This window comes from Isoptericola sp. NPDC019571 (assembly GCF_044389385.1).
Classification (GTDB): domain Bacteria; phylum Actinomycetota; class Actinomycetes; order Actinomycetales; family Cellulomonadaceae; genus Isoptericola; species Isoptericola nanjingensis.
In genome coordinates this window covers 120180-143616 of record NZ_JBIRXZ010000009.1, presented here as the reverse complement: position 1 = coordinate 143616, position 23437 = coordinate 120180, and the positions used below count along the sequence as shown (strand labels likewise).

17 protein-coding genes are annotated in these 23437 nt (G+C 75.4%); 10 read left to right on the top strand and 7 right to left on the bottom strand.

Translation table 11 applies throughout. The features are described 5' to 3' along the window. The first annotated feature begins 42 nt into the window (after positions 1 to 42). Together ACH443_RS16260 and ACH443_RS16255 are read left to right on the top strand one after the other, a co-directional pair. Positions 43 to 2733, top strand: coding sequence for a flippase-like domain-containing protein (locus tag ACH443_RS16260; protein WP_430590888.1), 2691 nt, complete (start codon positions 43 to 45; stop codon positions 2731 to 2733). Continuing rightward, positions 2730 to 3644, top strand: a complete 915-nt coding sequence (locus tag ACH443_RS16255) for a helix-turn-helix domain-containing protein (protein WP_430590887.1) — start codon at positions 2730 to 2732, stop codon at positions 3642 to 3644. Before ACH443_RS16260 ends, ACH443_RS16255 begins: the two co-directional genes overlap by 4 nt. On the opposite strand, the gene ACH443_RS16250 is transcribed toward ACH443_RS16255, so the two are convergent. From ACH443_RS16250 to ACH443_RS16240, 3 genes are all read right to left on the bottom strand, one after another. Further along, the gene (locus ACH443_RS16250) at positions 3551 to 4810 is read right to left on the bottom strand and encodes an MFS transporter (RefSeq protein ID WP_430590886.1); all 1260 of its coding nucleotides are present in this window, start codon (positions 4808 to 4810) and stop codon (positions 3551 to 3553) included. The two genes, ACH443_RS16255 and ACH443_RS16250, sit on opposite strands and share 94 nt — an antisense overlap. 180 nt (positions 4811 to 4990) lie before the next feature. Further along, positions 4991 to 5272 carry an HU family DNA-binding protein gene (locus ACH443_RS16245; protein WP_429763137.1) on the bottom strand — a complete coding sequence of 94 codons (282 nt, stop codon included), beginning with the start codon at positions 5270 to 5272 and terminating at the stop codon, positions 4991 to 4993. Between the two features lie 231 nt (positions 5273 to 5503). Then, positions 5504 to 6229, bottom strand: a complete 726-nt coding sequence (locus ACH443_RS16240; RefSeq protein ID WP_430590885.1) for a copper resistance protein CopC — start codon at positions 6227 to 6229, stop codon at positions 5504 to 5506. A gap of 80 nt (positions 6230 to 6309) precedes the next feature. On the opposite strand from ACH443_RS16240, the gene ACH443_RS16235 reads away from it, so the two are divergent. Continuing rightward, positions 6310 to 8358 (top strand): NAD(+) synthase, encoded by a 2049-nt coding sequence (locus ACH443_RS16235; protein WP_430555490.1) that lies wholly within the window; start codon positions 6310 to 6312, stop codon positions 8356 to 8358. Positions 8359 to 8370: 12 nt separating this feature from the next. On the opposite strand, the gene ACH443_RS16230 is transcribed toward ACH443_RS16235, so the two are convergent. Further along, the gene (locus tag ACH443_RS16230) at positions 8371 to 8958 is read right to left on the bottom strand and encodes a histidine phosphatase family protein (RefSeq protein ID WP_430590884.1); all 588 of its coding nucleotides are present in this window, start codon (positions 8956 to 8958) and stop codon (positions 8371 to 8373) included. 29 nt (positions 8959 to 8987) lie between these two features. On the opposite strand from ACH443_RS16230, the gene ACH443_RS16225 reads away from it, so the two are divergent. The 3 genes from ACH443_RS16225 to ACH443_RS16215 all read left to right on the top strand — a co-directional run bounded on the left by ACH443_RS16225 (position 8988) and on the right by ACH443_RS16215 (position 11890). Then, positions 8988 to 10241, top strand: a complete 1254-nt coding sequence (locus tag ACH443_RS16225) for an amidohydrolase (RefSeq protein WP_430590883.1) — start codon at positions 8988 to 8990, stop codon at positions 10239 to 10241. 159 nt (positions 10242 to 10400) lie between these two features. Next, positions 10401 to 11027, top strand: a complete 627-nt coding sequence (locus tag ACH443_RS16220; RefSeq protein WP_430590882.1) for a TetR/AcrR family transcriptional regulator — start codon at positions 10401 to 10403, stop codon at positions 11025 to 11027. A 92-nt stretch (positions 11028 to 11119) separates the two neighbouring features. Further along, a complete protein-coding gene (locus tag ACH443_RS16215; RefSeq protein ID WP_430555486.1) occupies positions 11120 to 11890 on the top strand; it encodes a glucose 1-dehydrogenase in 771 nt (256 codons plus the stop codon). A 4-nt stretch (positions 11891 to 11894) separates the two neighbouring features. Here the strand turns inward: ACH443_RS16215 and ACH443_RS16210 are convergent, their stop codons facing one another. The 3 genes from ACH443_RS16210 to ACH443_RS16200 form a co-directional block, all read right to left on the bottom strand. Further along, positions 11895 to 13934, bottom strand: coding sequence for a penicillin-binding transpeptidase domain-containing protein (locus ACH443_RS16210; RefSeq protein ID WP_430590881.1), 2040 nt, complete (start codon positions 13932 to 13934; stop codon positions 11895 to 11897). 251 nt (positions 13935 to 14185) lie between these two features. Then, entirely contained in the window at positions 14186 to 15397 is a 1212-nt protein-coding gene (locus tag ACH443_RS16205) for a MalY/PatB family protein (RefSeq protein WP_430590880.1), read from the bottom strand. A gap of 65 nt (positions 15398 to 15462) precedes the next feature. Beyond that, positions 15463 to 16128, bottom strand: coding sequence for a hypothetical protein (locus tag ACH443_RS16200; RefSeq protein WP_429763128.1), 666 nt, complete (start codon positions 16126 to 16128; stop codon positions 15463 to 15465). Positions 16129 to 16472: 344 nt separating this feature from the next. On the opposite strand from ACH443_RS16200, the gene ACH443_RS16195 reads away from it, so the two are divergent. The 4 genes from ACH443_RS16195 (at position 16473) to ACH443_RS16180 (ending at position 23412) form a co-directional block, all read left to right on the top strand. Next, positions 16473 to 16793, top strand: coding sequence for a hypothetical protein (locus ACH443_RS16195; protein WP_429763127.1), 321 nt, complete (start codon positions 16473 to 16475; stop codon positions 16791 to 16793). A gap of 107 nt (positions 16794 to 16900) precedes the next feature. Further along, entirely contained in the window at positions 16901 to 19852 is a 2952-nt protein-coding gene (locus ACH443_RS16190; RefSeq protein WP_430590879.1) for an AAA family ATPase, read from the top strand. Between the two features lie 24 nt (positions 19853 to 19876). Then, entirely contained in the window at positions 19877 to 22276 is a 2400-nt protein-coding gene (locus ACH443_RS16185; RefSeq protein ID WP_430590878.1) for a SpoIIE family protein phosphatase, read from the top strand. 65 nt (positions 22277 to 22341) lie between these two features. Next, positions 22342 to 23412, top strand: a complete 1071-nt coding sequence (locus tag ACH443_RS16180) for a sigma-70 family RNA polymerase sigma factor (protein ID WP_430590877.1) — start codon at positions 22342 to 22344, stop codon at positions 23410 to 23412. The last annotated feature ends 25 nt before the right edge of the window (positions 23413 to 23437 follow it).

Sequence of the window (23437 nt, the reverse complement as noted above, 5' to 3'; positions counted from 1 at the left end):
TGTCACAGGCCGTGAGGCCCGGCAACACCTAGACTTTCCGGCATGTCCGGAGCGAGCACCGCGGGTCCTGCCCAGGATCCTCCGCACCGGAGCCCCGCGGGCGACGCGGCGACACCGACCGGCCCGCTGCGCGCCCTGCTCGGCGGCGACACCTCCGACCAGGGCACGCCGACCGACCTGGTGCGCGTCGTCGACACCCCCGAGGCCCGGGTGCGGCACCCGTCCGACATGCTCGGCATGGTGGTCAGCGCGCTGGGCGTGGCCCTGGTGCTGGTGCTGTCGGTCGTCGCGCACGCCACCACCGAGGGCGTCACCCAGGACGTGCGGACGTTCAGCTCCCTGCTGGCGCGCATCCTGTTCATCCCGGTCGCGCTCCTCGAGGGCCTCATCACCCTGTTCGTGCCCGCGGCCGTGCTGATCGAGCTGGGCTGGCGCCGGCTGGGCCGCCAGGTGGTGGAGTCCATCTGCGCGGCCGCGCTCGGGCTCGTGCTCGGCGTCGTCACGGCCCTGACCATCTCCCGCTTCGGCAGCGACGAGCTGGTGCGCGGGCTGTCGGTGTTCACCGACGGCGCGTGGCAGCTCACCATCCCCGGGTACGTGGCGGCGATCGCCGGCCTGCTCACCACGGCGGGGCCGCGCACCCGCCGGCGCACGGTGCGCTGGTCGTGGAACGTGCTGTACCTGGCCCTGTTCATCGTGCTCATCACGGGGCAGGTGTCGCTGCCGGGCGTGCTCGTCGCCCTGCTGCTCGGCCGCCTCGCCGGGCAGGCGGTGCAGTACGTGTCCGGCGTGCGCAGCGAGCGCGCCTACGGCGCCGACCTCGTGGGCGCGGTGCGGCGGGCCGGGTTCCACCCCACGGCGCTGGTGCGGGTGCGCGACGTCTCCGCCGTCGTCGACGACGGCGAGGCGCACGCCGACGGGCCTCCCGCCGTGCCGGAGGACCCGGTGGCCTCCTACGACGCCGACGGCGACGTCGTGGACGCCCCGGAGGACGAGGAACACACGCTCCCGCCGGACCCCACGACCGCGGACGCGGCGGCCGTGGCCCTCACCCGCTCCGGCGACAACCGGGTGTACGCGCTGTTCACCGGCGACGGCGAGCCCCGCCGCGACGTCGTCGTGCTGGACGGCGACCGCCAGGTGCTGACCACGGTGCAGCGGCTGTGGCGCGCCCTGCGGCTGCGCGGCCTGGAGGGCCGCGCCGCGATCTCGCTGCGCGCCGCGGCCGAGCGCACCGCCCTGCTCGCGTACGCCGCCCAGGCGGCCGGCGTTCGCACCCCTCGGCTGGAGGGCATCGGCGTCGCCGCCGACTCCGTGGTGCTGGTGCAGGAGCACGCCCGCGGCGCCGTCTCCCTGCGCGACCTCGAGCCCGACGACCTCGACGGGCCGCGCGGCGACGCCGTGCTCGCCCAGGCGTGGGAGCAGCTGCGGCGCGCGCACGACGCCGGTCTGACCCACCACGCCCTGACGCCCGACGTCGTGCTGGTGCACCGGGACCTCTCCGGCGCGCCGCACGTGTGGCTCACCGGCTGGGAGCAGGGCGAGATCGCGTCGGGCACCCTGTCGCGACGCCTGGACCTCACGCAGATGCTCGCGCTGCTGGCCCTGCGGGTCGGGGCGCGTCGCGCGCTCGCCTCCGCGGTGCGCGCCCTGCCCGACGAGGACATCGCCGCCATCGGGCCGCTGCTGCAGTCCATCGCGCTGCCCAGCCCGACGCGCGAGGAGGTGCGGCGCACGAAGGGCCTGCTGGACGAGCTGCGCGAGGCGCTCGTCGAGCGGCTGCCGCAGGCGGACGTGCAGCCGCAGAACATCACCCGCTTCGGCGCCCGCACGGTCATCACGCTCGCGCTGACCATCGTCGCCGTCACGGTGATCGTCACGACCCTGAACTTCGAGGAGATCGCCTCCGCGATCACCGAGGCGAATCCCTGGTGGGTCGCGGCGTCGTTCCTGCTCGGGGCCCTCACCTGGTTCGGCGCGGCCCTGACGTTCAGCGCCTTCTCGCCGGAGAAGCTGCCGCTGTGGCGCGCCACGCTGACGCAGATGGCCGGCTCGTTCGTCGCGCTCGCCGCCCCCGCCGGCATCGGGCCCGCGGCGCTCAACCTGCGCATGCTCACCCGCCGCGGCGTGTCGACTCCGATGGCGGTCGCGACGGTCGCGCTGGTGCAGCTGTCGCAGTTCGTCGTCACGGTGCTGCTGCTCGTGGTGCTGTCGGTGTCCACCCAGTCCGGCGGCCTCATCGACCTGCCCTCCACGACCGTGCTGCTGGCGATCGCGGGCGTCGCGATCGCCGTCGTCGCGATCCTCCTGGTGCCGTCCGTCCGCCGGTGGGCGTGGGAGAAGGCGCGCCCGACGCTCGAGCAGGTCTGGCCCCGGCTGTCGGCCATGCTGGGCCAGCCCACCCGCCTCGCGCTGGGCCTCGGCGGCAACGTCATCATGACGCTCGGGTACGTGCTGGCGTTCGACTTCGCCCTCGCCGCGTTCGGGCAGTCGCTCAACCTCATCGACGTCGCGGTGATCTACCTGGTCGGCAACTCCGTGGGCGCGATGGTGCCCACGCCCGGCGGCCTGGGCGGCGTCGAGGGCGCGCTCATCGCTGGGCTCACCGCGGCCGGCATCCCGGCGTCCCTCGCCGTCACCGTGACCATGCTCTACCGCGTCGTCACGTACTGGGCCCGCGTGCCGATCGGCTGGGTGGCGATGAAGCGGCTCGAGAAGACGGGCGACCTGTGACGGCCCTGGGCTGCGCGTCCCGCTGTTCGTCGAGCACGACGTCGGCGTCGGCCGCCGCGGAGGAGCTCGACCGCGTGCTCGCGGGGCTGCAGTGGCGCTTCGTGGCACGGTCCCGGCACACGCTGGCCGCCGGCGAGTGGGCCGAGCACACCTCCGGGGACGCGGCGCTCCTGCTCGTCACCGACGGCCTGGTGCGCGTGCGCGGCGTGGGCGACGTCGCCGACCTCGCGCCCGGCGACTTCCTGTTCCTGCCGCACGGCCCACGCTTCGAGGTGCACGCGCTCTCGGCCGCCGCCGTGCAGTGCGTGCGGGTGGCACCCGTGGGGGCGGACGACGGCGCGGGCGTGCTGCCCGCCGTCGTGCTCCTCACCGAGCTGCCCCAGACCGAGCCGACGGCCGCGACGATGCTGCGCTCGCTGGTCGAGGACTACCGCGCCCCGCGCAGCGTGCTGGGCGACCGGGTCGTCACCCTCGTGGCGTCGATGGCGATCAGCGCCTGGTACGCGCGAGGCTGCGCCCCCGCCCGCTGGCTGATGCAGCGCGAGGACCCGGGCCTGGCGAGCGCCGTCGCCGCGATCCACGCCGACCCCGGCCGCGAGTGGACGGTGGACGACCTGGCCCGGGTGGCGCTCGCCTCCCGGTCCGGGTTCGCCGCCCGGTTCCGCGCCGCGACGGGGCTGCCCCCCGGGCGCTACCTGGCACAGGTGCGCGTGGCGCACGCGCGCTGCCTCCTGACGGCGGGCGACCTGCCGGTCGCGACGATCGCCCGCCGTCTGGGCTACGGCTCCGACACGGCGTTCGGCCGCGCCTTTCGCCGTCACACCGGCGCGACGCCGTCCGAGTACCGCCGCGACAGCGTGCTGCGCACCAGGACCCCGCCCGCGACGGCGGCCACCGCCGCCACGAGGTAGGTCCAGCCGACCCCCACGGAGTCGACGCCGAGGCCGCCCACCGCGGAGCCGAGGATGATCGCCGTCTGGAACGCGGCGACGACGAGCCCGCTGCCCGCCTCGACCTGGCCCGGCATCACGCGCGTGATCCACACCTGCACCACGTTGAGGACGCCGCCGAACGCCGCGCCCCACACGATCACCGCGGGGTACACGAGCAGCGGCAGGGCGGACGCCAGCCCGACGGCGGCGACGCCCGCGCCGATCGCCACGGGGACCGCGAGCAGCAGGACGGCGAGGTGCCGGTCGACGAGCGCCCCGATCGCGAAGTTGCCGACCAGGCCGCCCACGCCGAACAGCGCGAGCAGCACGGCGACCGTCCCGACGTCGGACCCCGGCAGCAGCGACAGCGCGGGCCGCACGTACGTGTAGCCGGCGAAGTGCCCGCCGATGACCGCGACGATGGCCACCAGGCCCACGCCGACGCCCGGCGACCGCAGCGCCCGCCCGGTCGCCGACCAGCCGATCCCCGGCGTCGGCGCCACCGGCGGCAGGGCGACGCGCATCGCGACCGCCGTCACCACCGTGATCACCGCGGCGGCCACGAACACGACCCGCCAGCCGGCCGCGGCGCTGAGGATCACGCCCAGCGGCACGCCGGCGACCGTGGCGACGGTCGTGCCGGCGTTGACCACCATCATCGCCCTGCCCACCCGGTCCGCGGGGACGAGCTGCGTCGCGATGACCAGCGACATCGACCAGTAGCCGCCCAGCGCCGCGCCCAGCAGCAGCCGGGCCGCCATGAGCACGCCGATGCTCGGCGCCAGCGCCACCAGCACGTTGGAGGCGACCGCGCCCAGCGCGAGCACCACGAGCAGCGTGCGGCGGTCGGTGCGCGGGAACAGGGAACCCAGCACGAGGGCGGTGAGCAGCGCGGTGAGGGCCGTGGCGCTCACGGAGAGGCCCACCACGCCCTCGGTCACCCCGAGGTCCTGCGCCACCGGGGTGAGGACCCCGGGCGGCAGGAACTCCGCCGTCACGAGGGAGAAGCTGCCCAGGAACATCGTGGCCAGCGCCAGTGCGGCGCGTCGGCGCGAGAGAGGGCCGGGCGACCCCGGTGCCGCCGTCGTCGCCGTCGTCGTGGCCGCCGCGGGAGCCGCGGTGGTGTCGATCGGGTTCGTCGTCATGCTGGTCGCAACAACGCGCGGCCGCGCCCGGGCCGACCGGGACGCCGACGGACTCGATCCAGACGCCACGCGCCGGGCGCCGCCCGCGCCCGGGTCCGGGAACGCCGGAGGCCCGCCGCTCGCAGGATGCGGGCGGCGGGCCTCCGGAGCGCTGACACGACGCGTCGTGTCAGCGAAGGATCACTTCGCGACGGCCTTCTTCAGCAGCGAGCCGGCGCTGATCTTCACACCGAAGCCGGCCGGGATCTGGATCTCCTCGCCCGTGCGCGGGTTGCGGCCGGTGCGGGCCGCGCGCTCGACGCGCTCGACCGAGAGCAGACCCGTGACCTTGACCGCCTCGCCCTTGGCGAGCGACTCCTCGAGCACCTCCTGGAAGGCGCTGAGGAACTTCTCCGCGTCCGCCTTGCTGAGCTCAGCCTTGCCGGCGATGGCCGAGACCAGCTCGGACTTGTTCAGCGACATGTGCATCCCTTCTCCGGTTCACGACGCACGCGACCCGCGCGTCGTCACGTTCGTACGCCACCCCGGCTCGCGCCGGGAGGACGGGGAACACACTAGGGAACATCCGCGGATTCCTGCGACTTTTGCGCGCGTGGCGTGCCGGACACCTCGAATCGGGAACCTTTCGAGCACGCGATCTGTCCCGGTATCTGCCGTCATGGCGGGACAGATCGCGTGCTGGCAGGGCAACCCTCAGGACGTCGGCTGGTCCTCGTCGCCGGGCATGTCGCCCGGTTCGCGCGGTTCGCCCGTCGTGTGCGGGCCGTCACCGGCGTCGTGCGCGTCCTCGGCGGCGCGGCGGCGCCGCTGCAGCAGGACGGCGGCCGCCACGCCCACCACCGCGAGCACGGCCACGGGGAACAGCCACGCCGTCGCCCACCCCGCCTCGCCGTCGGCGTCCAGGTCCACGCCCGGCGTGCCCCCGCCGTCGTGCTCGTGCCCGGACGACGTCGGGCTCGAGAGAGTGCCCGACGGCGTGGCGCTCGGGGAGGCTGTCGGCGAGGCGGTCGGCGAGGCGCTCGGGGACGGCGGCGCGGCGTCGACCGTGAACGCGAGCTCGCCCTCGATCGGGTGGCCGTCGGAGGAGACGACGCGCCACGACACGTCCCAGTCGCCGCCGGGCAGGTCGTCGGGCAGCGCGGCGACGGCCTCGTCGCCGTCGACGGTGACCTCCGCCGGGACCGTGCCGTCCGCCGTCGTGACCGCCACCTGGGCGCCCGCGGCCAGCACGTCGGCGCTGAACACGAGGGTGAGCTGCGTGGGCACCTCGTCCACGGTGGCGCCGTCGGCCGGGTCCGAGGACAGGAGCCGGTCGTGCGCGCTGGCGGGCTGCGCGACGGCGACGGCGAGCGCGGGAGTCACCGCGGCGGCGAGCAGGACGGCGAGGACGCGACGACGGCGCGCGGGTCGGGGGTGCACGGCCCGACCCTAGCGACCCGCCCGCCCGACGTGTCAGGGCCAGGTCTCGCGGGCACGGGCGGCGTTCCTACACTCGGGGGGTGGACTTCACCTCGGCCTACGCCCACGGCTTCGCCCGCGTGGCGGCCTGCACCGTCCCCGTCACCGTCGCCGACCCCCGCGCGAACGCCGCCGCGATCCTCGCCGAGGCGCGCGCGTGCCACGACGACGGCGTCGCGGTCGCCGTCTTCCCCGAGCTGTGCGTCTCGGGGTACGCGATCGACGACCTGCACCTCGCGGACACGCTCCTGGAGGCGACGTCGGACGCCCTCGCGGCGATCGTCGAGGCCAGCTCCGGCCTGCGGCCGCTGCTGGTCGTCGGGGCACCGCTGGAGGTCGGGAACAGGCTGCTGAACTGCGCCGTCGTCGTGCAGGGCGGCCGCGTGCTCGGCGTCGCGCCCAAGTCGTACCTGCCGAACTACCGCGAGTTCTACGAGAAGCGGTGGTTCGCCCCCGGCGACGACCGCCGCGGCACCACGGTGACGCTGCCGTTCGCGGACGGGTCCGTGCCGTTCGGCCCGGACCTGCTGTTCGCCGCCGACGACGTCGCCGGGCTCGTCGTGCACGTCGAGGTGTGCGAGGACCTGTGGGTGCCGGTGCCGCCGTCGGCGGAGGCGGCCCTGGCCGGCGCGACGGTGCTGCTCAACCTGTCCGCGAGCCCCATCACGGTCGCGCGCGCGGAGGACCGGCGGCTCATGGTCCGGTCCGCGTCGCACCGCGGGCTGGCCGCCTACGCGTACGCGGCGGCGCAGGGCGAGTCGAGCACGGACCTGTCGTGGGACGGCCAGACGATGGTCTACGAGGTGGGCGACCTGCTCGCCGAGACCGAGCGCTTCCCCGACGGCGCGCGCCGCTCCGTGGCCGACGTCGACCTCGACCGGCTGCGCCAGGAGCGGCTGCGGCAGGGGTCGTTCGACGACAACCGTCGCGCGCTCGGCGCCCGCGTCGAGGGGTTCCGCACCGTCGGTTGGACCGTCGACCCGCCGGCGGGCGACGTCGGCCTGCGGCGCAAGGTGGATCGCTTCCCGTTCGTGCCCGACGACCCGGAGCGCCTGGCGCTGGACTGCTACGAGGCGTACTCGATCCAGGTGGCCGGGCTGGAGCAGCGGCTGCGGTCGATCGGGCAGCCGAAGATCGTCATCGGCGTCTCGGGCGGCCTGGACTCGACCCACGCGCTGATCGTCGCGGCCCGCGCGATGGACCGGCTCGGCCGGCCCCGCACCGACATCCACGCGGTCACCATGCCCGGCTTCGCGACGTCGTCGGAGACGAAGGACCGCGCCACCCGGCTCGCGACGTCGCTGGGCGTGCACTTCGAGGAGCTCGACATCCGGCCGGCGGCCGAGCAGATGCTCCGCGACCTCGGCCACCCCTACGGCGCGGGCGAGAAGGTCTACGACGTCACCTTCGAGAACGTGCAGGCCGGGCTGCGCACCGACTACCTGTTCCGGCTCGCGAACCACCGCGGCGGCATCGTGCTCGGCACCGGCGACCTGTCGGAGCTCGCGCTCGGCTGGTGCACGTACGGCGTGGGCGACCAGATGTCGCACTACGCGGTGAACACCGGCGTGCCGAAGACGCTCATCCAGCACCTCATCCGCTGGGTGGCGGACTCCGGCCAGTTCGAGGCCGACACGAACGCCCTGCTCCTGGAGATCCTGGGCCAGGAGATCTCCCCCGAGCTCGTCCCGGCCGGCGAGGGCGAGGCGCCGCAGTCCACCGAGGCCGCCATCGGCCCGTACGCGCTGCAGGACTTCACCCTGTTCTGGACGCTGCGCCACGGCCTGCGGCCGTCCAAGATCGCGTTCCTCGCCTGGCACGCCTGGCGCGACCCCGACGCCGGCGAGTGGCCGCCGAACTTCCCCCACGACGAGCGGTCGGCCTACGACCTGGCGACCATCCGGAAGTGGGAGACCGTGTTCTTCCGGCGCTACTTCTCGTCGCAGTTCAAGCGGTCCGCCATCCCGAACGGCCCCAAGGTCGCCGCCGGCGGCTCGCTCTCGCCGCGCGGAGACTGGCGGATGCCGTCCGACGCGTCCGCCGCCGCCTGGCTCGCCGAGCTGGAGGAGAACGTCCCGACGACGGTCTGAGTCCCGTGCGCGTCAGGGCCGGGCGGCGGGGCCGAACCCGGTCCAGCGCAGCTCGGGCGGCAGGTGGCCCATGTCGTTGTAGACGATCAGGGAGGCGCTGCGGTCGTCGCGGTACTCGATCGTCGTGAGGGCGGCGTTGCCGTAGGGCAGCCCCAGCCAGCTCGCGGGCGGCGCGGCGAGGGCGTCGCGCACGAGCCACGCGACCTGGAACGCGTGCGTGACCAGCACGTCGTGGGTCTCGACGTCGACGGCGCGGGCGAAGCGGGTGGTGAGCGCGGCGGCGAGCCGCTCGCCCTCGGCCGCCTGGGCGACGTCGTACCCGTCGAAGAATCCCGCCCACGCGGCGGGCATCGGGTCGGGCAGGTACGGCACGTGGTCGATCAGCTCGGCCGCCTCGCGCACCCGCACGCCCGGCAGCTGCGCGCCCAGGACCTGCGCCGACCGCACCGCGCGCGACAGCGGCGAGTGCCAGACGGTGTCCACCGGCAGGGCGGCCAGGCGGCGGCCGGCCAGCTCCATCTGCTGCTCCCCCTCCGCCGTCAGCTCGCCGAAGGGGTCCGCGAGACCGTGGCGCAGCACGTGCAGGTGTCGGGTCGGCATGCTCCGACCGTAGCGGCATGATGGCGGCCATGACCGCACCGATCCGCACCGCCCGCTCGTCCGTCGCGATCACGAACGGCTACGTCGTCCCGGTCGACGGGCTGCCGATCGAGAACGGCACCGTCCTCGTCACGGACGGGGTGATCACCGCCGTCGGCGCGGACGTCGAGGTGCCCGCCGGCGTGCCGACGCTCGACGCCGGCGGCCGGTGGGTGCTGCCCGGCTTCGTCGAGGCGCACGGGCACGTGGGCGTGCACGAGGAGGCCGAGGGCTGGGCCGGCGACGACACCAACGAGAAGACCGGGCCGAACGGCGCGCACCTGCGCGCGCTGGACGCGATCAACGTCGAGGAGGAGGGCTTCCGCGACGCCCTCGCCGGCGGCGTGACGTCGGTCGTCGTGAAGCCGGGGTCGGCCAACCCCATCGGCGGCCAGACCGTCGCGATCAAGACGTGGGGCGGGCGCACGGTCGACGAGCAGGTGATCAGCGACGCCGTCTCCGTGAAGTCGGCCCTCGGCGAGAACCCCAAGCGCGTGTACGGCGAGCAGAAGAAGGCTCCGTCCACCCGCCTGGGCGTGGCCGCCGTCATCCGGCAGGCGTTCCTCGACGCGCAGCACTACGTGGCCCAGCGCGACACGGCGGAGGCCAAGGGCGAGCCGTTCGCCCGCGACCTCGGCAAGGAGACGCTGGGGCGGGTGCTCGCCGGCGAGCTCGCCTGGGACCAGCACACGCACCGCGCCGACGACATCGCCACCGCGCTGCGGCTGGCCGACGAGTTCGGCTACCGGCTCGTCGTCAACCACGGCACGGACGGCGCCGCGATCGCGGACGTGCTCGCCGAGCGGGACGTGCCGGTCATCTACGGCCCGATGCTCACGTCCCGCTCCAAGGCGGAGCTGCGCGACCGCGACGTCGCCAACCTCGCCCGCCTCGCCGAGGCAGGTGTGCGCGTCGCCATCACGACCGACCACCCGGTGGTGCCGATCAACTTCCTCGTGCACCAGGCGTCGTTCGCCGTGAAGGAGGGGCTGGACCCGCGGGTCGCGCTCGAGGCGCTCACCGTGAACCCGGCGTCGTTCCTCGGCCTCGACGACCGCGTCGGCGCGCTCAGGCCCGGGCTCGACGGCGACGTCGTCGTCTGGTCGGGCGACCCCCTCGACGTCGGCTCGCGCGCCGAGCACGTCTTCGTCACCGGCACCGAGGTCTACACCTGGGACCGCGCCGCCGACCGCGGGCGCGGCGCGGGCCGCGTCGTCGAGCGGTCGGAGCGGTTCGGCCGCTGACCGCACCGTCGGCGCGGCAGTTCGTGCTCGGCGCGGCAGCTCGAACTGCCGCGCCGAGCAGAGACTGCCGCGCCGGGCGACCCCGCACCCGCAGGGGCGAGTTAGACGACACCTGTTGCTTTACTGGTTTCCCCGGCGTACCGTCGAAGGCGTCGGGAGGTGACGGACGTGGACAAGCGGGTCGAGCGGACCGCCGAGGCGCTGCGCGCCGCCGTCCTCGAGCTGGCCGCGGAGCAGGACGTCGCCGCCCTCACCGCGTCCGCCGTCGCCGCCCGCGCGGGCATCAACCGGGCCACGTTCTACGACCACGCCGCCAGCCCGGCCGACCTGCTGGCCCGCGTCCTCGGCGGCGAGCTCGACCGCATCCGCGCGGAGTTCGACGCCGCCGTGCGGCAGGTCGCCGGTCACGCCACCCACGGCGACGCCGAGCAGGTCGTCGCCCGGTACACCGGCGCGCTTCAGGCCCACGTCGAGGCGCACCTGCCCGTGTACGAGCGGGCCCTCGAGGGTGGCCTCAGCGCCCCGCTGGCGCGCCTGCTCGCCGATCACGTGGCCGGCACCCTCACCGACCATCTGCGCGCCCACCCAGGCCTCATGCCCCTGGCCCCGGGCACCCCCGCCGACCAGGTCGACCGCTACGCGCGCGCGTTCGCGACGTACGTCGGGCTCGGCACCGTCGGCGCCCTCGAGGTCTGGCTCAGCACTCCCCCGCCCCGCGACCCCGGGTTCTTCCCGCGCGTCGCCCACGACGCCCTGCCCGCCTGGTGGACCACGCCGTCCCCCTGACGTCCCCTCCGTCCCGGGACCGTCGCGTCCCAGGCGGGCAGGTGCACCCACCCGGTGCGCGCACCACAGCAGAACCACGAAGGAGGGCCGACATGGCCGTCAGCACAGGAAGCCGCGTCCACAACAAGGTCGCGATCGTCACCGGCGGGACCGGCGGGATGGGCGTCACCCACGCCCGCGCGCTGGCCGCCGAGGGCGCCAAGGTCGTCGTCGCCGACCTCGACGACGCGAAGGGCGAGGCCCTCGCCGCGGAGCTGGGCGGCGACCGCACCGACGTCGCCCGCTACGTGCACCTCGACGTCACCAGCGAGGACGACTGGGCGAAGGCCGTCGCGTACACGCTGGACGAGTTCGGCCGGATCGACGTCCTCGTGAACAACGCGGGCATCGCGAACGGCGGCCCCATCACCGAGTTCGACACCGACGCCTGGCGCCGGATCATCGACATCAACCTCACGGGGGTGTTCCTGGGGATCCGGGCCGTCTCGCCGATCATGGTCAGGGCCGGCTCCGGCTCGATCATCAACATCTCGTCCGTCGAAGGGCTCCGCGGGAGCCGCGGCCTGCACGGCTACGTGGCCTCCAAGTTCGGCGTCCGCGGGCTCACCAAGTCGGTCGCGCTCGAGCTCGGGCCGCACGGCGTGCGGGTGAACTCCGTGCACCCCGGGTTCATCGAGACGCCGATGACCGCCGGCATCGACGCGGGCGACCTGCTCATCCCGCTCGGCCGCGGCGCACGGCCCGAGGAGGTCTCCCAGACCATCGTCTTCCTGGCGAGCGACGAGTCCAGCTACTCCACCGGCTCCGAGTTCGTCGTCGACGGCGGGCTCGTGGCAGGCGTGCCGCACAAGCACGGCGCCTGACCGGTCACAGGCCCGCCAGGAAGTCCTTCATGAGCGGGCCGGCGGTGTCCGACCCGCGGTGGCCGTCCTCCACGAAGACGGCGACCGCGAGGTCGTCGACGATCGCGAGCATCCACACGTGCTGCTTCGACCCGTCGCCGTACTGCGCGGTGCCGGTCTTGGCGCCGACGATGCCGGGCACGCCCTGCAGCATGTCCGCGCTGCCCTCGGTGACGACGCCGTGCATCAGGTCGCGCAGCACCGCCGCCTCGTCGTCCGCCACCCCTGGCGTCGAGGGCTTCTTCGGGGCCTTCTCCGACGCCTCTTCGTCGGCCGACGGCGAGGCGGAGGCCTCCTTCTCGTCGCCGGTCTCGTCGCTCACCAGCACGGGCTGCACACGGTGACCGGCGGCGACGCTCGCGGCGACCGTCGCCATCCCCAGCGGCGACGCCTGCACCTTGCCCTGGCCGATCATCGACGCCGCGTGCTCGGTGCCGTCCGCCTTCGCGGGCACGGCGCCGAGGAACGCGGGCACGCCCAGCACGGGCGACGCCACCTCGTCGTCGACCAGCCCGAGGTCGGACGCCGCGGTCGCCAGGTCCGCCTGCGCCACCTTGTCGCGCTGCCCGATCATCGCCGTGTTGCACGAGTGCGCGAACGCCGTGCGCAGCGGCACCTCCCCGGTCGCCGACGCCGGGTAGCCGGGCACGTTGCCGAACGTCCGGCCGTCCACGGTGAGGTGCTCCGGGCAGGCGACCTTCGTGTCCGGGGTGATCCCCGCCCGCTGCATCGCGAGGGCGTCCACCACCTTGAACGTCGACCCCGGCGGGTACTGCCCGAGCGTCGCGGTGGACCAGCCCTCGCTGCCCGGCCCGCTCGCCGCGGCGAGCACCTCGCCGTCCGACGGCCGGATCGCGACGATCGCGCTGGCCGGGTCGACGTCGTCGAGCACGTTCTCCGCGAGCTTCTGGAGGTGCTGGTCGAGGGTGGTGGCCACGGGCGTGCCGTCGACGGCGTCCACGCGGTACAGCTCCCGGCCCTCGTTCTCGTCCTCCTCCGGCTCGCCGTCCAGCCCCACGTCGCCGCCGTCGCCGGCCGGGACCACGCTCACGAGGACGCCCGGAGAGCCGGTGAGCTGGTCGTCGTAGGCGCGCTGCACCCCCGACAGGCCCACCACGTCGCCGGCCTGCACCGCGCCGTCCGATTCCTCGATGACCTCCTTGGTCGCCTCGCCGACCCGGCCCAGGATCGGCGACGCGAAGGTGCTCGTCGGACCGAGCTCGAGGGAGTCCTCGACCGCCCGCACGCCGATGATGTCCTGCGCGTCCTCCACCGTGAAGTCCACGCCCGGGTTCTTCTGGCGGATCGTGATCGCCTCGACGAACGCCTTCTCCCCGGCCGCGTCGACGCGCGCGAAGAACTCGTTCGGCTCGAGGCCCACGAGCTGCGCGAGGTCGCGCGCCGCGGACTCCTGGCCGAGCCCCTCGACCGCCGTCTTGTCCACCCCGATGTGCCACACGCCCCGCTCGGTCACCATCGGCTTCCCGTCGCCGTCGAGCAGGTCGCCGCGGTCCGCGTCGAGGGTCTTGACCGTCAGCCGCTCGCCCGGCTCCAGGTCGGGCACCAGTACGTCCGGCCGCCACACCGCGCGCCAGGCCCCCTCACCGTCGCCGCTCTCCGGCGGCGTGTAGGCGAGGTCGACGTCGGTGCTGTACTTCCACGTGACGTCGCGGCCCACCGGCCACGACCAGTCCAGCGTGGCCACCGCCGTCGTCGAGCCGTCCTTCGTGACCGGCTTGCCGACGTCGGCCACCGTCACCGTGTGCTCGCGCTCGCCCGAGGCGTCCACGAGCGGCTCCAGCACCTGGCTGAGCTGCGTCTGCACGTCGACGGAGCCGGGCGCCTGCAGCGGCAGGTCCTTCACGTCGCCCGCCTGGAGCGCGGTCGCGAGCGCCGCGGCGGTGGGCTCGGCGGACGGCGTGTCGGTCCCGGTGCACGCCACCAGGGACACCCCGACGACAGGGGTCAGCAGGACGGCGAGGGCGAGGCGGTGTCGGCGGCGCACCTTGGCGAGATTATCGGCTCCCTGGCAACCGTGTCGGCATGTTCCCCCGTGTCGTGGTCACGGTCCCGCATAGATTTCGTGACGCTGCCGTGGCGGGCACCCTGGCGGGCGTCCTGACCGTCGCGGGCAAGTACGGACCGTGCCGAGGTAGTACGGACCGCGCCGAGGTAGTACGGACCGCGCCGAGGTAGTACGGACCGCGCCGAGGTAGTACAGAGCCTGGGGCACGGGACCGCCTCGGCAGGTCCGTGCTACTCCGGCGCGGCGAGGGCGCGGCCGAGGCGCTCGACGGCCTCGGTGAGCACCGCCGTGGACGTCGCGAGGTTGAGCCGCAGCCACCCGGCGCCGCCGGCGCCGAAGCGCACGCCGTCCTCGAGGGCGAGGCGGCCGCGCTCCAGGACGAACGCGGCGGCGTCGGCGGCGGGGACCCCGCCGGGCAGGGCGGCGCGCAGGTCGAGCCAGGCGAGGTAGGTGGCGTCGGCGGGCTGGAGCCGCACGGCGGGCGCGTGCTCCGCGAGCAGGCGCGCGAGCATCCCGCGGTTCGCGCGCACGCCGGCGAGGAGGGCGTCCAGCCACGGCCCGCACTCACGGTAGGCCGCCGCGTGCGCCAGCACCGCGAGGTGGTTGACGGCGTGGCCAGCCTCCTCGGGGATCCGGCGCAGGTCGTCGGCGGCGTCCGACCCGCCGAGCGCGACCGCCGCCCGCAGCCCGGCGAGGTGGAAGGCCTTCGACGCCGACTGCACGACGATCGCGCGCTCGGACCCCGCCACGGAGAGCAGCGGCACGAACGCGGGCACGCCGGCGGCCACGCGCTCGAACGTGAAGGGGGCGTGGATCTCGTCGGCCACCACCCGCACCCCGTACCGGTCGGCGAGCGCCAGCACCGCCTCGAGCTCCGCGCGGGTGTGCACGGTGCCGGTGGGGTTGTGCGGGTTGCAGAGCAGCAGCACGGCGCGCCGGCCGGAGCCGGGCCCCGTGCCGTGGGCGGCGGCGCCCGTGACGCGCGCGAATGCGGCCTCGAGCGTGCCCAGGTCGAGCCGCAGGTCGGCGTCCAGCGGCGCCTCCACGACCTGCCGCCCCTCGTTGCCGGGGAAGCCGTAGAACGGCGGGTAGACGGGCGGCGTGACGACGACGGCGTCGCCGGGGGCGGTGAGGACACGCAGGACCTCGACGATCGCGACCATGACGTCCGGCATCGTGCGGCTGGACGCGACGTCGGGCGCCCAGCCCCACCGCTCTCGCGCGAACGGCTCGAGCGCCTCGGCGTACGTGGTGCCGACGTCGTACCCCGTGTCGCCGAGGGCGAGCGCGGCACGGACGGCGTCGACGACGGGCGGGGCGACGGGCGTGTCCATCTCGGCGACGAACAGGGGGAGCACGTCCGGCGGGTAGGCGCGCCACTTCACGGACGTACGACGGCGCAGGTCGTCGAGGGTGAGCTGCTCCAGGGGGTTGTCGGTCACGGCTCCGGTCTACCAGAGGCGCCCGCGTACTACCTCGGCGCCGGGGGGTGCTACCTCGGCACGGGTCAGGCGGACGGGACCGTCTTCACCACCGGGGCCCACTGCTCCTCGACGAGCGCCGGGCGGTCCTCGTCGGTGTGGCCGGCCCAGCGCCGGGCGTCCTCGATCGTGGCGGCGAGCAGGCCGCGCAGCCGGGCGTCCGTGTCCGGCACGAACGCCTCGCTGATGCCCTGCACCGCGGTAGAGACCACGGACGGCGCGGCGTCGCGCACGAACCGCTTGGGCCGCACGCGGGTGCCCTCGCAGAACCGGTAGGCCCACTCGGCCGTCTTCGGCGACGCGGCGAGCGCGTCGGCGCTGGCGGGGTCGAGGGTCCCCTCGGGTCGACCGTCCAGGGCGTCGAGCATGCGCTCCGCACCGATGATGGCGACGGCCAGCGTCTGCTGCCGGTCGGCGGGCGCGACGGGCAGCGCCGTCTGCGCGGCACGCAGCGCGATCCGCACGTCCCAGCGCGGGTCGCCGCTGGTCAGCCCGATGACGGACGGGATGAGCGGCGCGAGCTGCGGCCGGTTCCCGTCGGAGGTCAGGTCGTTCACGGCACGGGCCAGCATCGCGAGGAGCGGGTGCGTGCACTGCGGATGGTCGCTCCACCGTTCACCGGCCAGGAACGAGGCCAGCTCCATGAAGCACGCGCCCTTCTTGGGGTTGCGGTGCTTGCCACGCCCGAGCATCGGCAGCGCGTCGAAAGCGCCTGCAACAGATCCAGCCACGAGTCCACCCCCGTATAGGTCCGGTCTCCCCAGTGTGCGACCGCTGTGACCCAGGTCGCAACGGCTGGCGCGGGCGAAGGCGGGTCCGGGACCGGCCCCGGCGCACCGCAACCCTGCCCTGGGGGTACCTCAGACGGGCGAAGGCCCTGGTCGCCACGCCGTCTGAGGTACCTCCGACGGCGAAGACGGGGCAGTTGCCCGATCCCCCGCCGGGGGCCTCAGGACGAACGTGGTCACCACGAGATCGGAGAGCCGGCGGTGGCCGGCACGAAGGCCGGGACCCCGGCCGGTGAGGGGACGAGGACATGAACCAGATGACGTCGCGGGACGTGGCCGTCCTGGCCGAGCTGGACTACCGGCGCGAGCGGATGGCCGAGACCTACCAGCGCGGGACGCCGGCGTGGGTGCGCACGGTGGGCCGGGCGGTCCGGGACCTGGCCCGCCGGGCACGGTCGCGGGCCGTGGACCGCGAGGCGGTGCAGCGCCTCGGCTCGACGCTCGACGCCGTCGCGGCCCGCACCGACGCCCGCGCCTGGGACCTCCAGGTGACCCGCCGGGCGGACCAGATCGCCCACGGGCTGGACGCGCTGCGCCCGCAGGACGGCGCGGGACGCCGGGCCGCCTGACCGTGGGCGGCACGGGGGCCCGCACCGCGGTGGAGGCGGCCGCGGAGCGGGTCGGCGAGCACGGAAAACCTGCGGCGGGTGTGGGCGGCCGGTGGGACGATCACCTCGTGCGACGTTCCAGCGAGGTGCCCCTGATCGCCCGCCAGGAGGAGGTCACCGCCTTCCGCGGTGCGCTGGAGCGCGCCGCGGAGGGCGAGCCCGGCGTCCTGCTGCTCGGCGGCGACGCCGGAGTGGGCAAGACGCGCCTGGTGACGCACCTCGCGGACACCGCGCGCGACGCCGGCGCACGCGTCGTCGTCGCGCACTGCGTGGACCTGGGCGACGTCGGCATCCCGTACCTGCCGTTCACCGAGGCTCTGGGACAGCTGCGGACGGTCCCGGCCGTGGGCGAGGTGATCGCCGAGCGGCCCGCCCTGACCCGCCTGCTCGACCCCGCCAGCGGCTCCGGCACCGACCACGCGGAGCGGCTGCAGCTGCTCGACGGCGTCGCGGGCAGCCTCGCGGCGGCCGGGCACGCGGGCTCCCCCCTGGTCCTCGTCCTCGAGGACCTGCACTGGGCGGACGAGTCCACCCGCGACGTGCTGCGGTTCGTCGTCGCGCGGATGCGCTCGGAGCACCTGCTGGTGGTCGCCACGTACCGCAGCGACGACGTGCACCGGCGCCACCCCTTGCGCCCCGTCATCGCGGAGCTGCACCGCCAGCGCCCGGTGCAGCACGTGGAGCTGTCCCCCTTCACGCCCGACGAGCTGCGCGAGTTCACCACCGCCACCCGCGGAGAGCCCCTCGACGACGCCGAGTTCGACGCCGTGCGCAGCCGGTCGGACGGCAACGCGTTCTTCGCCGAGGAGCTGCTCGACGCCGGGCCCTCGAGCGTGGGCCTGCCCTGGTCGCTCGCGGACGTGCTGCACACGCGGCTGCAGCGGCTGGACCCCGCCGTGCAGCAGCTCGTGCGGCTCGCGGCGGTCGCCGGCCGGCAGGTGGACGAGTCGCTGCTGCGCGCGGCGGCGCCGCGCCTGCCCGGGCTCGACGTCCCCGGCGCCGCCGACGCCGCACTGCGCGAGGCAGTGGCCCAGCAGGTGCTGGGGGTGGAGGGCCAGCACGTCGCCTTCCGGCACGCGCTCGTGGCCGAGGCGCTCGTGCTCGACCTGCTGCCCGGCGAGCGCACCACCATGCATCGCGCGTACCTCGAGGCGCTGTGCGCCGAGCCGGCGCTCGGCTCCGCCGCCAAGCGCGCGCACCACGCCCTGCAGGGCCACGACCTGACGGCGGCACTCGTCGCGTCCCGCGAGGCGGCCCGCAGCGCGGCCGAGCTGCTCGCCCCCGCCGAGGAGCTGCGGCACCTGGAGCAGGTCCTGTCCCTCTGGGAGTCGGTGCCGGACGCCGCGGAGCTCTTGGGCGAGGACCGCGTGGCGCTGGCCCTCGGGACCGCGGCGGCGGCCAGCTCCGCCGGGCTGCCGATGCGCGCGGAGCAGCTCGCCCGGCGCGCCGTGGAGGGTCTGTCCGGCGACCCCGACAGGCAGGCCCGGCTGCGCCACGTGCTCGTGCGGTACGTCCTCGACCTCGAGTCCCTCGATGACGCCCTCGCCCAGTCCTCCGGCGCCCTCGACGTGCTGCTCCCGGGCGCCACCGAGGCCGGCGTCTCGGGGCCGTTCCCCGAGGTCGCCGACGCCGACGCCACGCCCGAGCTCGCGTGGACCCTTGCCGTGCACTCGCGCGTCCTGCTCACCGTGGACCGCGACGACGAGGCCGGCGTGTTCGCCCGGCAGACCGTCGACGTCGCCCGCCGCGCGGACGCCCCCGGCGCGGAGGCCGACGCCCTGACCACGCTCGCCGTGCTGGAGGTCGGCACCCCGGACACCGCGGCGGAGCTCGTCGACCGCGCCCGCGAGCGCGCCGTCGTCGCCGGCGACCTGCGCACCGAGATGCGCTGCTGGTACGGCCTCGCCACCACGCACTTCTACGCGGGGCACCTCGACGAGGCCGAGCGCGTCCTGGAGGCGGCGATCGAGCGCGGCCGCGCCACGGGCGTCATCTGGGGCGTGTACGGGGTGCAGCTGCTGGACCTCGCGCTGCTGGTGTCGTACTTCGCCGGCGACCTCTCCGACCAGCCCATCCCGGACGGCGCGCCCGCGCCCGCCCTCGTCTACCTCGACAGCGGCCGCCTCTACGCCACGACCGCCCGCGAGGGCGGCGACGCCGTCGCTGCCGCCGAGGCGCTGCGCCCGTCCTGGGGCGTGGACGGACAGATCGCGCTCGTCGCGGGCGGCCTGCTGGCCGACGCGCTGACCTGGGCCGGCCGGTACGACGAGGCCGTCTCGACGGCGGAGGAGGTCGCCGCGCACGTCGGCGCCACCTGGTCCGAGTTCTTCCTCGGCCGCATCTGGCTGTCCGCGCTGGCGCTGGCGGCGCTCGCGGACGACGCGGAGGGCGGCCCCCACGCCGCCGACGCCGCCCAGGGGCTGCTCGACCGCGGCGACGCCCTCCTCGCCGTCGCGCAGGAGACCGCGCGCCGCGGGCGCCCCCGCGGCGGCCGCCTCGGTCCCGAGGGCCGGGCGTGGCTGAGCCGTGCGGCGGCGGAGCACTCCCGGCTGCGGACCGCGCTCACCGACGCCCCGGCCGACCCCGGGGTGTGGGAGGCGACCGTCAAGGAGTTCGACTTCGGCTACCGCTACGAGGTGGCCCGGTCCCGGTTCCGGTGGGCGCAGGCGCTGCGGGCGTCCGGCGACGTGCCGGCGGCCGAGGTCGAGGCGGCCGAGGCGCTCGGCGAGGCCGTCGCCATGGGCGCCGCGCCCCTCGCCGAGGCCATCCACGCGTGGGGCCGCCGCGCCCGCGTGCCGCTTCCCGGCGCCCGGCGCACGTCGTCCGTCCTCACGGAGCGCGAGGAGGAGGTGCTGGTGCTCGTCGCGCAGGGGCTGAGCAACCGGCAGATCGGCGAGCGGCTGTACATCTCCACGAAGACGGTCAGCGTGCACGTGTCGAACCTGCTCGCGAAGCTGGGCGTGTCGGGGCGGGCGGAGGCGGTCGCCGTCGCGCACCGGCGCGGGCTGATCGGCGTCTGACCGATCGAGGTCCATACTGGGCCCGTGCCGGAAGCCCAGGCTGTCGGCTCCCTGTCCGGCCCGTCGCCCGGCCGCGTGCCCGGTCCCGCGTCCGACCGCGTGCCCGGCCCGCCGCCCGGCCCGGCCAACGGTGAGCCCGTCGCAGACGAGGTGTTCGACCGCATCGCGCGGCTCGTGCACCGACAGCTCGGCGTGCCCGCGGCCGCCGTCGCCATGCTCACCGACGAGGGCGACGTCAAGACGCTGCCGGGCGCGGTCGGCTTCCCCGAGGACGCGCAGCGCAGCCGCCGCCTCGTGCTCCCCCGGCCCCTGACGGCGATCGTCGCGCGCACCCGCACGCCGCTCGTCGTGGGCGACGCCGACGACGACCCGCGGGTGGGCGGCCGGCACAGGATCGGCGACCTCGTGCTCGCCGCGTACGCCGGGTACCCGATCGAGGACGCCCGTGGCCACGTGGTGGGCGCGCTGTGGGCGGTGTCGTCCGTGCCGCGCACCTGGACCGAGACGGACCTCGCCACCCTCGCCGACCTGTCCGCCGCGGCGTCGGGCGAGCTGCGGCTGCGCGCCGAGCGGGAGCGGGCGCGGCTGGCCGAGCAGGTCGCGTTCCGCGCGCACCGCCGGTCGCGGTTCCTGCTCGGGCTGTCGGAGCGGTTCGCGCGCGTCACCACGCTGGACGAGGTCGAGGACGCCATCGCGCACGTCATCGGCACCGGCACGGGCGCCCGCTGGGTGTCGCTGGCCCTGGTCGACGCCGACCGGCGGCACCTGTCGTTCTTCACCGTGGGGCACCACCACCCGGGCGAGCCCGCGCTGCGCAGCACGCGGCTCGACGCGCCCCGGCCCGACACGCACGTCGTGCGCAGCCGGGCCGCCCTGCGGTTCCGCGACCACGCGGAGATGGTCGCGACCTACCCGGAGATGGGCCCCGTGGGGTCCGTGTCGGAGGGCGCGCGGTCGTTCCTGCCGGTGATGTCGAACGGCATGGTCGTGGGCGTCATCGCCTGCGTGTGGGACCAGGCCCGCGAGCACGACGCCGAGACCGCGGCGCTCGAGTCGACGATCAGCCGGTACGTGGCGCTCGCGCTGGAGCGGGTGGCGCTGCTGGAGGCGCGTCGGCGGGTCGCGACCACGCTGCAGGAGTCGATGCTCACCGCGCCGCCCACGGTGGCGCACCTCGACATCGCGACCACCTACGCCCCCGCCGCGCGCACCGACCAGGTGGGCGGCGACTGGTACGACGCGGTGGTGCGCGACGACGGCACCGCGATCGTCATGATCGGCGACGTCGCGGGCCACGACGTGCACGCCGCCGCGCAGATGGGCCAGCTGCGCTCGATGCTCCGGGCGCTCGCATGGAGCCACGACGAGTCGCCGGCCGGGCTGCTGACCCGCCTCGACAAGGCGAACGCGCGCCTCGGCCCGCGGGCGATGGCGACCGCCGTCGTCGCGCGCCTGGACCGCGACCCGGCGCCGTGCCCGACGGACGCGCTCGAGGGCGTCCCGCCGGCCGAGCGGCCCGAGCGCGCGTACACGCTCACGTGGTCGGTGGCCGGGCACCCGCCGCCGATGGTGCTGCGGCGCGACGGGCGGGTCGAGCGCCTGTCCGAGACCCCCGACCTGCTGCTGGGCGTGGTGCCCACCACGCCGCGCGTGGACCGCTCCGTCCGCCTCCTGCCGGGCGACACCCTCGTGCTGTACACGGACGGGCTGGTGGAGCGCCGCGGCGTCCCGAGCGACGAGCGGCTGTCCGACCTGGAGACCGTGCTGCGCTCCGCGCACGGCGAGGCCACGTCCGCGGTCCCGCGCGCGCTGGTGCGCGGCCTCGTGGGCGACGCGCAGCGCGACGACGTCGCCGTGCTGGCGCTGCGGGTGCGCGTCCCCGCCCCGTCCGGGCCGCCGTCGTCGGCCGGGCCCGCCAAGGCGGAGCGGCGCGTCGCCGACGACGACCTCAGCGACCTCGGCCCGGCGCGCCGGTGGGTGGACGACGTGCTCGAGTCGTGCGACGTGTCCGACGAGCAGCGGCGCACCGCGATGCTGCTGACCAGCGAGGTGCTGACCAACGCGCTGGAGCACGGCGAGGGACCGATCACGGCGACGGTCGAGGTGGACGGCCGCCGCCTGCGCGTGGGCGTCCGCGACGGGAGCATGGCCGAGCCGGAGCTGCAGTCCCCCCGGCCGCAGGACCTGTCGGGCCGCGGCGTGCTCTTCCTCGACCGCCTCGCGTCCCGGTGGGGCGTCCAGCTGCACGACGGCTCCGACGCCGTCGGGCGGCACTCCGGCGTCGTCGAGGGCAAGACCGTGTGGTTCGAGATCGACCGCGCGGCCCGGCCGCTCACCGGCACGGTCAAGCGGGTACGCCCGCCGACGCCCGCCACCGGCGCCGTGCCCCTGGTCGAGCGCGTGCTGCGCGACGACCGTCGCTGACCCCTTGCCGTCGCCCCGGGCGACACCCCTCCCGGGTGTCGGCGGTACGTCGTACGGTGTGAGACGTGACACACACCGCCCAGCGCGCCGCCGCGCCGTCCCGACGCGGGACGACGGCGACCGGCGCCTCCCCCACGTCCGACGGCGAGGGCGAGGACGTCGGCGCCCTGCTCGAGCCGTACCGCCGCGAGCTCACCGGCTACTGCTACCGCATGCTCGGCGGCGCGTTCGAGGCCGACGACGCGGTGCAGGAGACGCTGCTGCGCGCCTGGCGCTCGTACGACCGGTTCGAGGGCCGGTCGTCGCTGCGGTCGTGGCTGTACCGCATCGCGACCAACGTGTGCTTCGACCACCTCGGCTCGTCCAAGCGGCGCGAGCGTCCCATGGGGCTGGGCGGGCCGCAGCCGGCGGAGGAGCAGTACTTCGGCGACGTCCTGGCGGAGGACCGGTGGCTCGAGCCCGTGCCCGACGACGCCGTCCTGCCGCGCGAGGGCGACCCGGCCGACGTCGCGGTGGGGCGCGAGTCCATCCGGCTCGCGTTCGTGGCCGCGCTGCAGCACCTGCCCGCGCGCCAGCGCGCCGTGCTGGTGCTGCGCGAGGTGCTGCGCTGGTCGGCCGCCGAGGTCGCCGCCCTCCTCGACACCACCGTCGCGTCCGTGAACAGCGCGCTGCAGCGCGCCCGCGCCACCCTCGGCAGCAAGGGCCTGCGCCGGGCGGGCGACGACGGCGCCGACGCCCCCGAACCGCAGTGGGACGAGATCGACCAGACGCTGCTCGAGCGGTACCTGGACGCGTTCGAACGCTACGACATGGACGCCCTGGTGGCGCTGCTGCACGAGGACGCCGTGCTCAACATGCCGCCCTACACGATGTGGGTGCGCGGGCGCTCCGAGGTGATCCGCTGGATGACGGGTCCCGGCTCCGGCTGCGAGGGGTCGCGCTGCGTGCCCGTGCAGGCGAACGGCTCGATGGCGTACGGCCAGTACCGGCGCGACCCCACGGGCGGCTGGTCGCCGTGGGGGCTCGCCGTGCTGGAGGACGACGGCAGCGGCCGGATCACCGGCATCACCACGTTCCTCGACACGGCCACCTGGTTCCCCCGGTTCGGCCTGCCCGACCGGCTGCCCGCCCTCTGACCTGCGGCCCAGCGCGCCCCGCGGG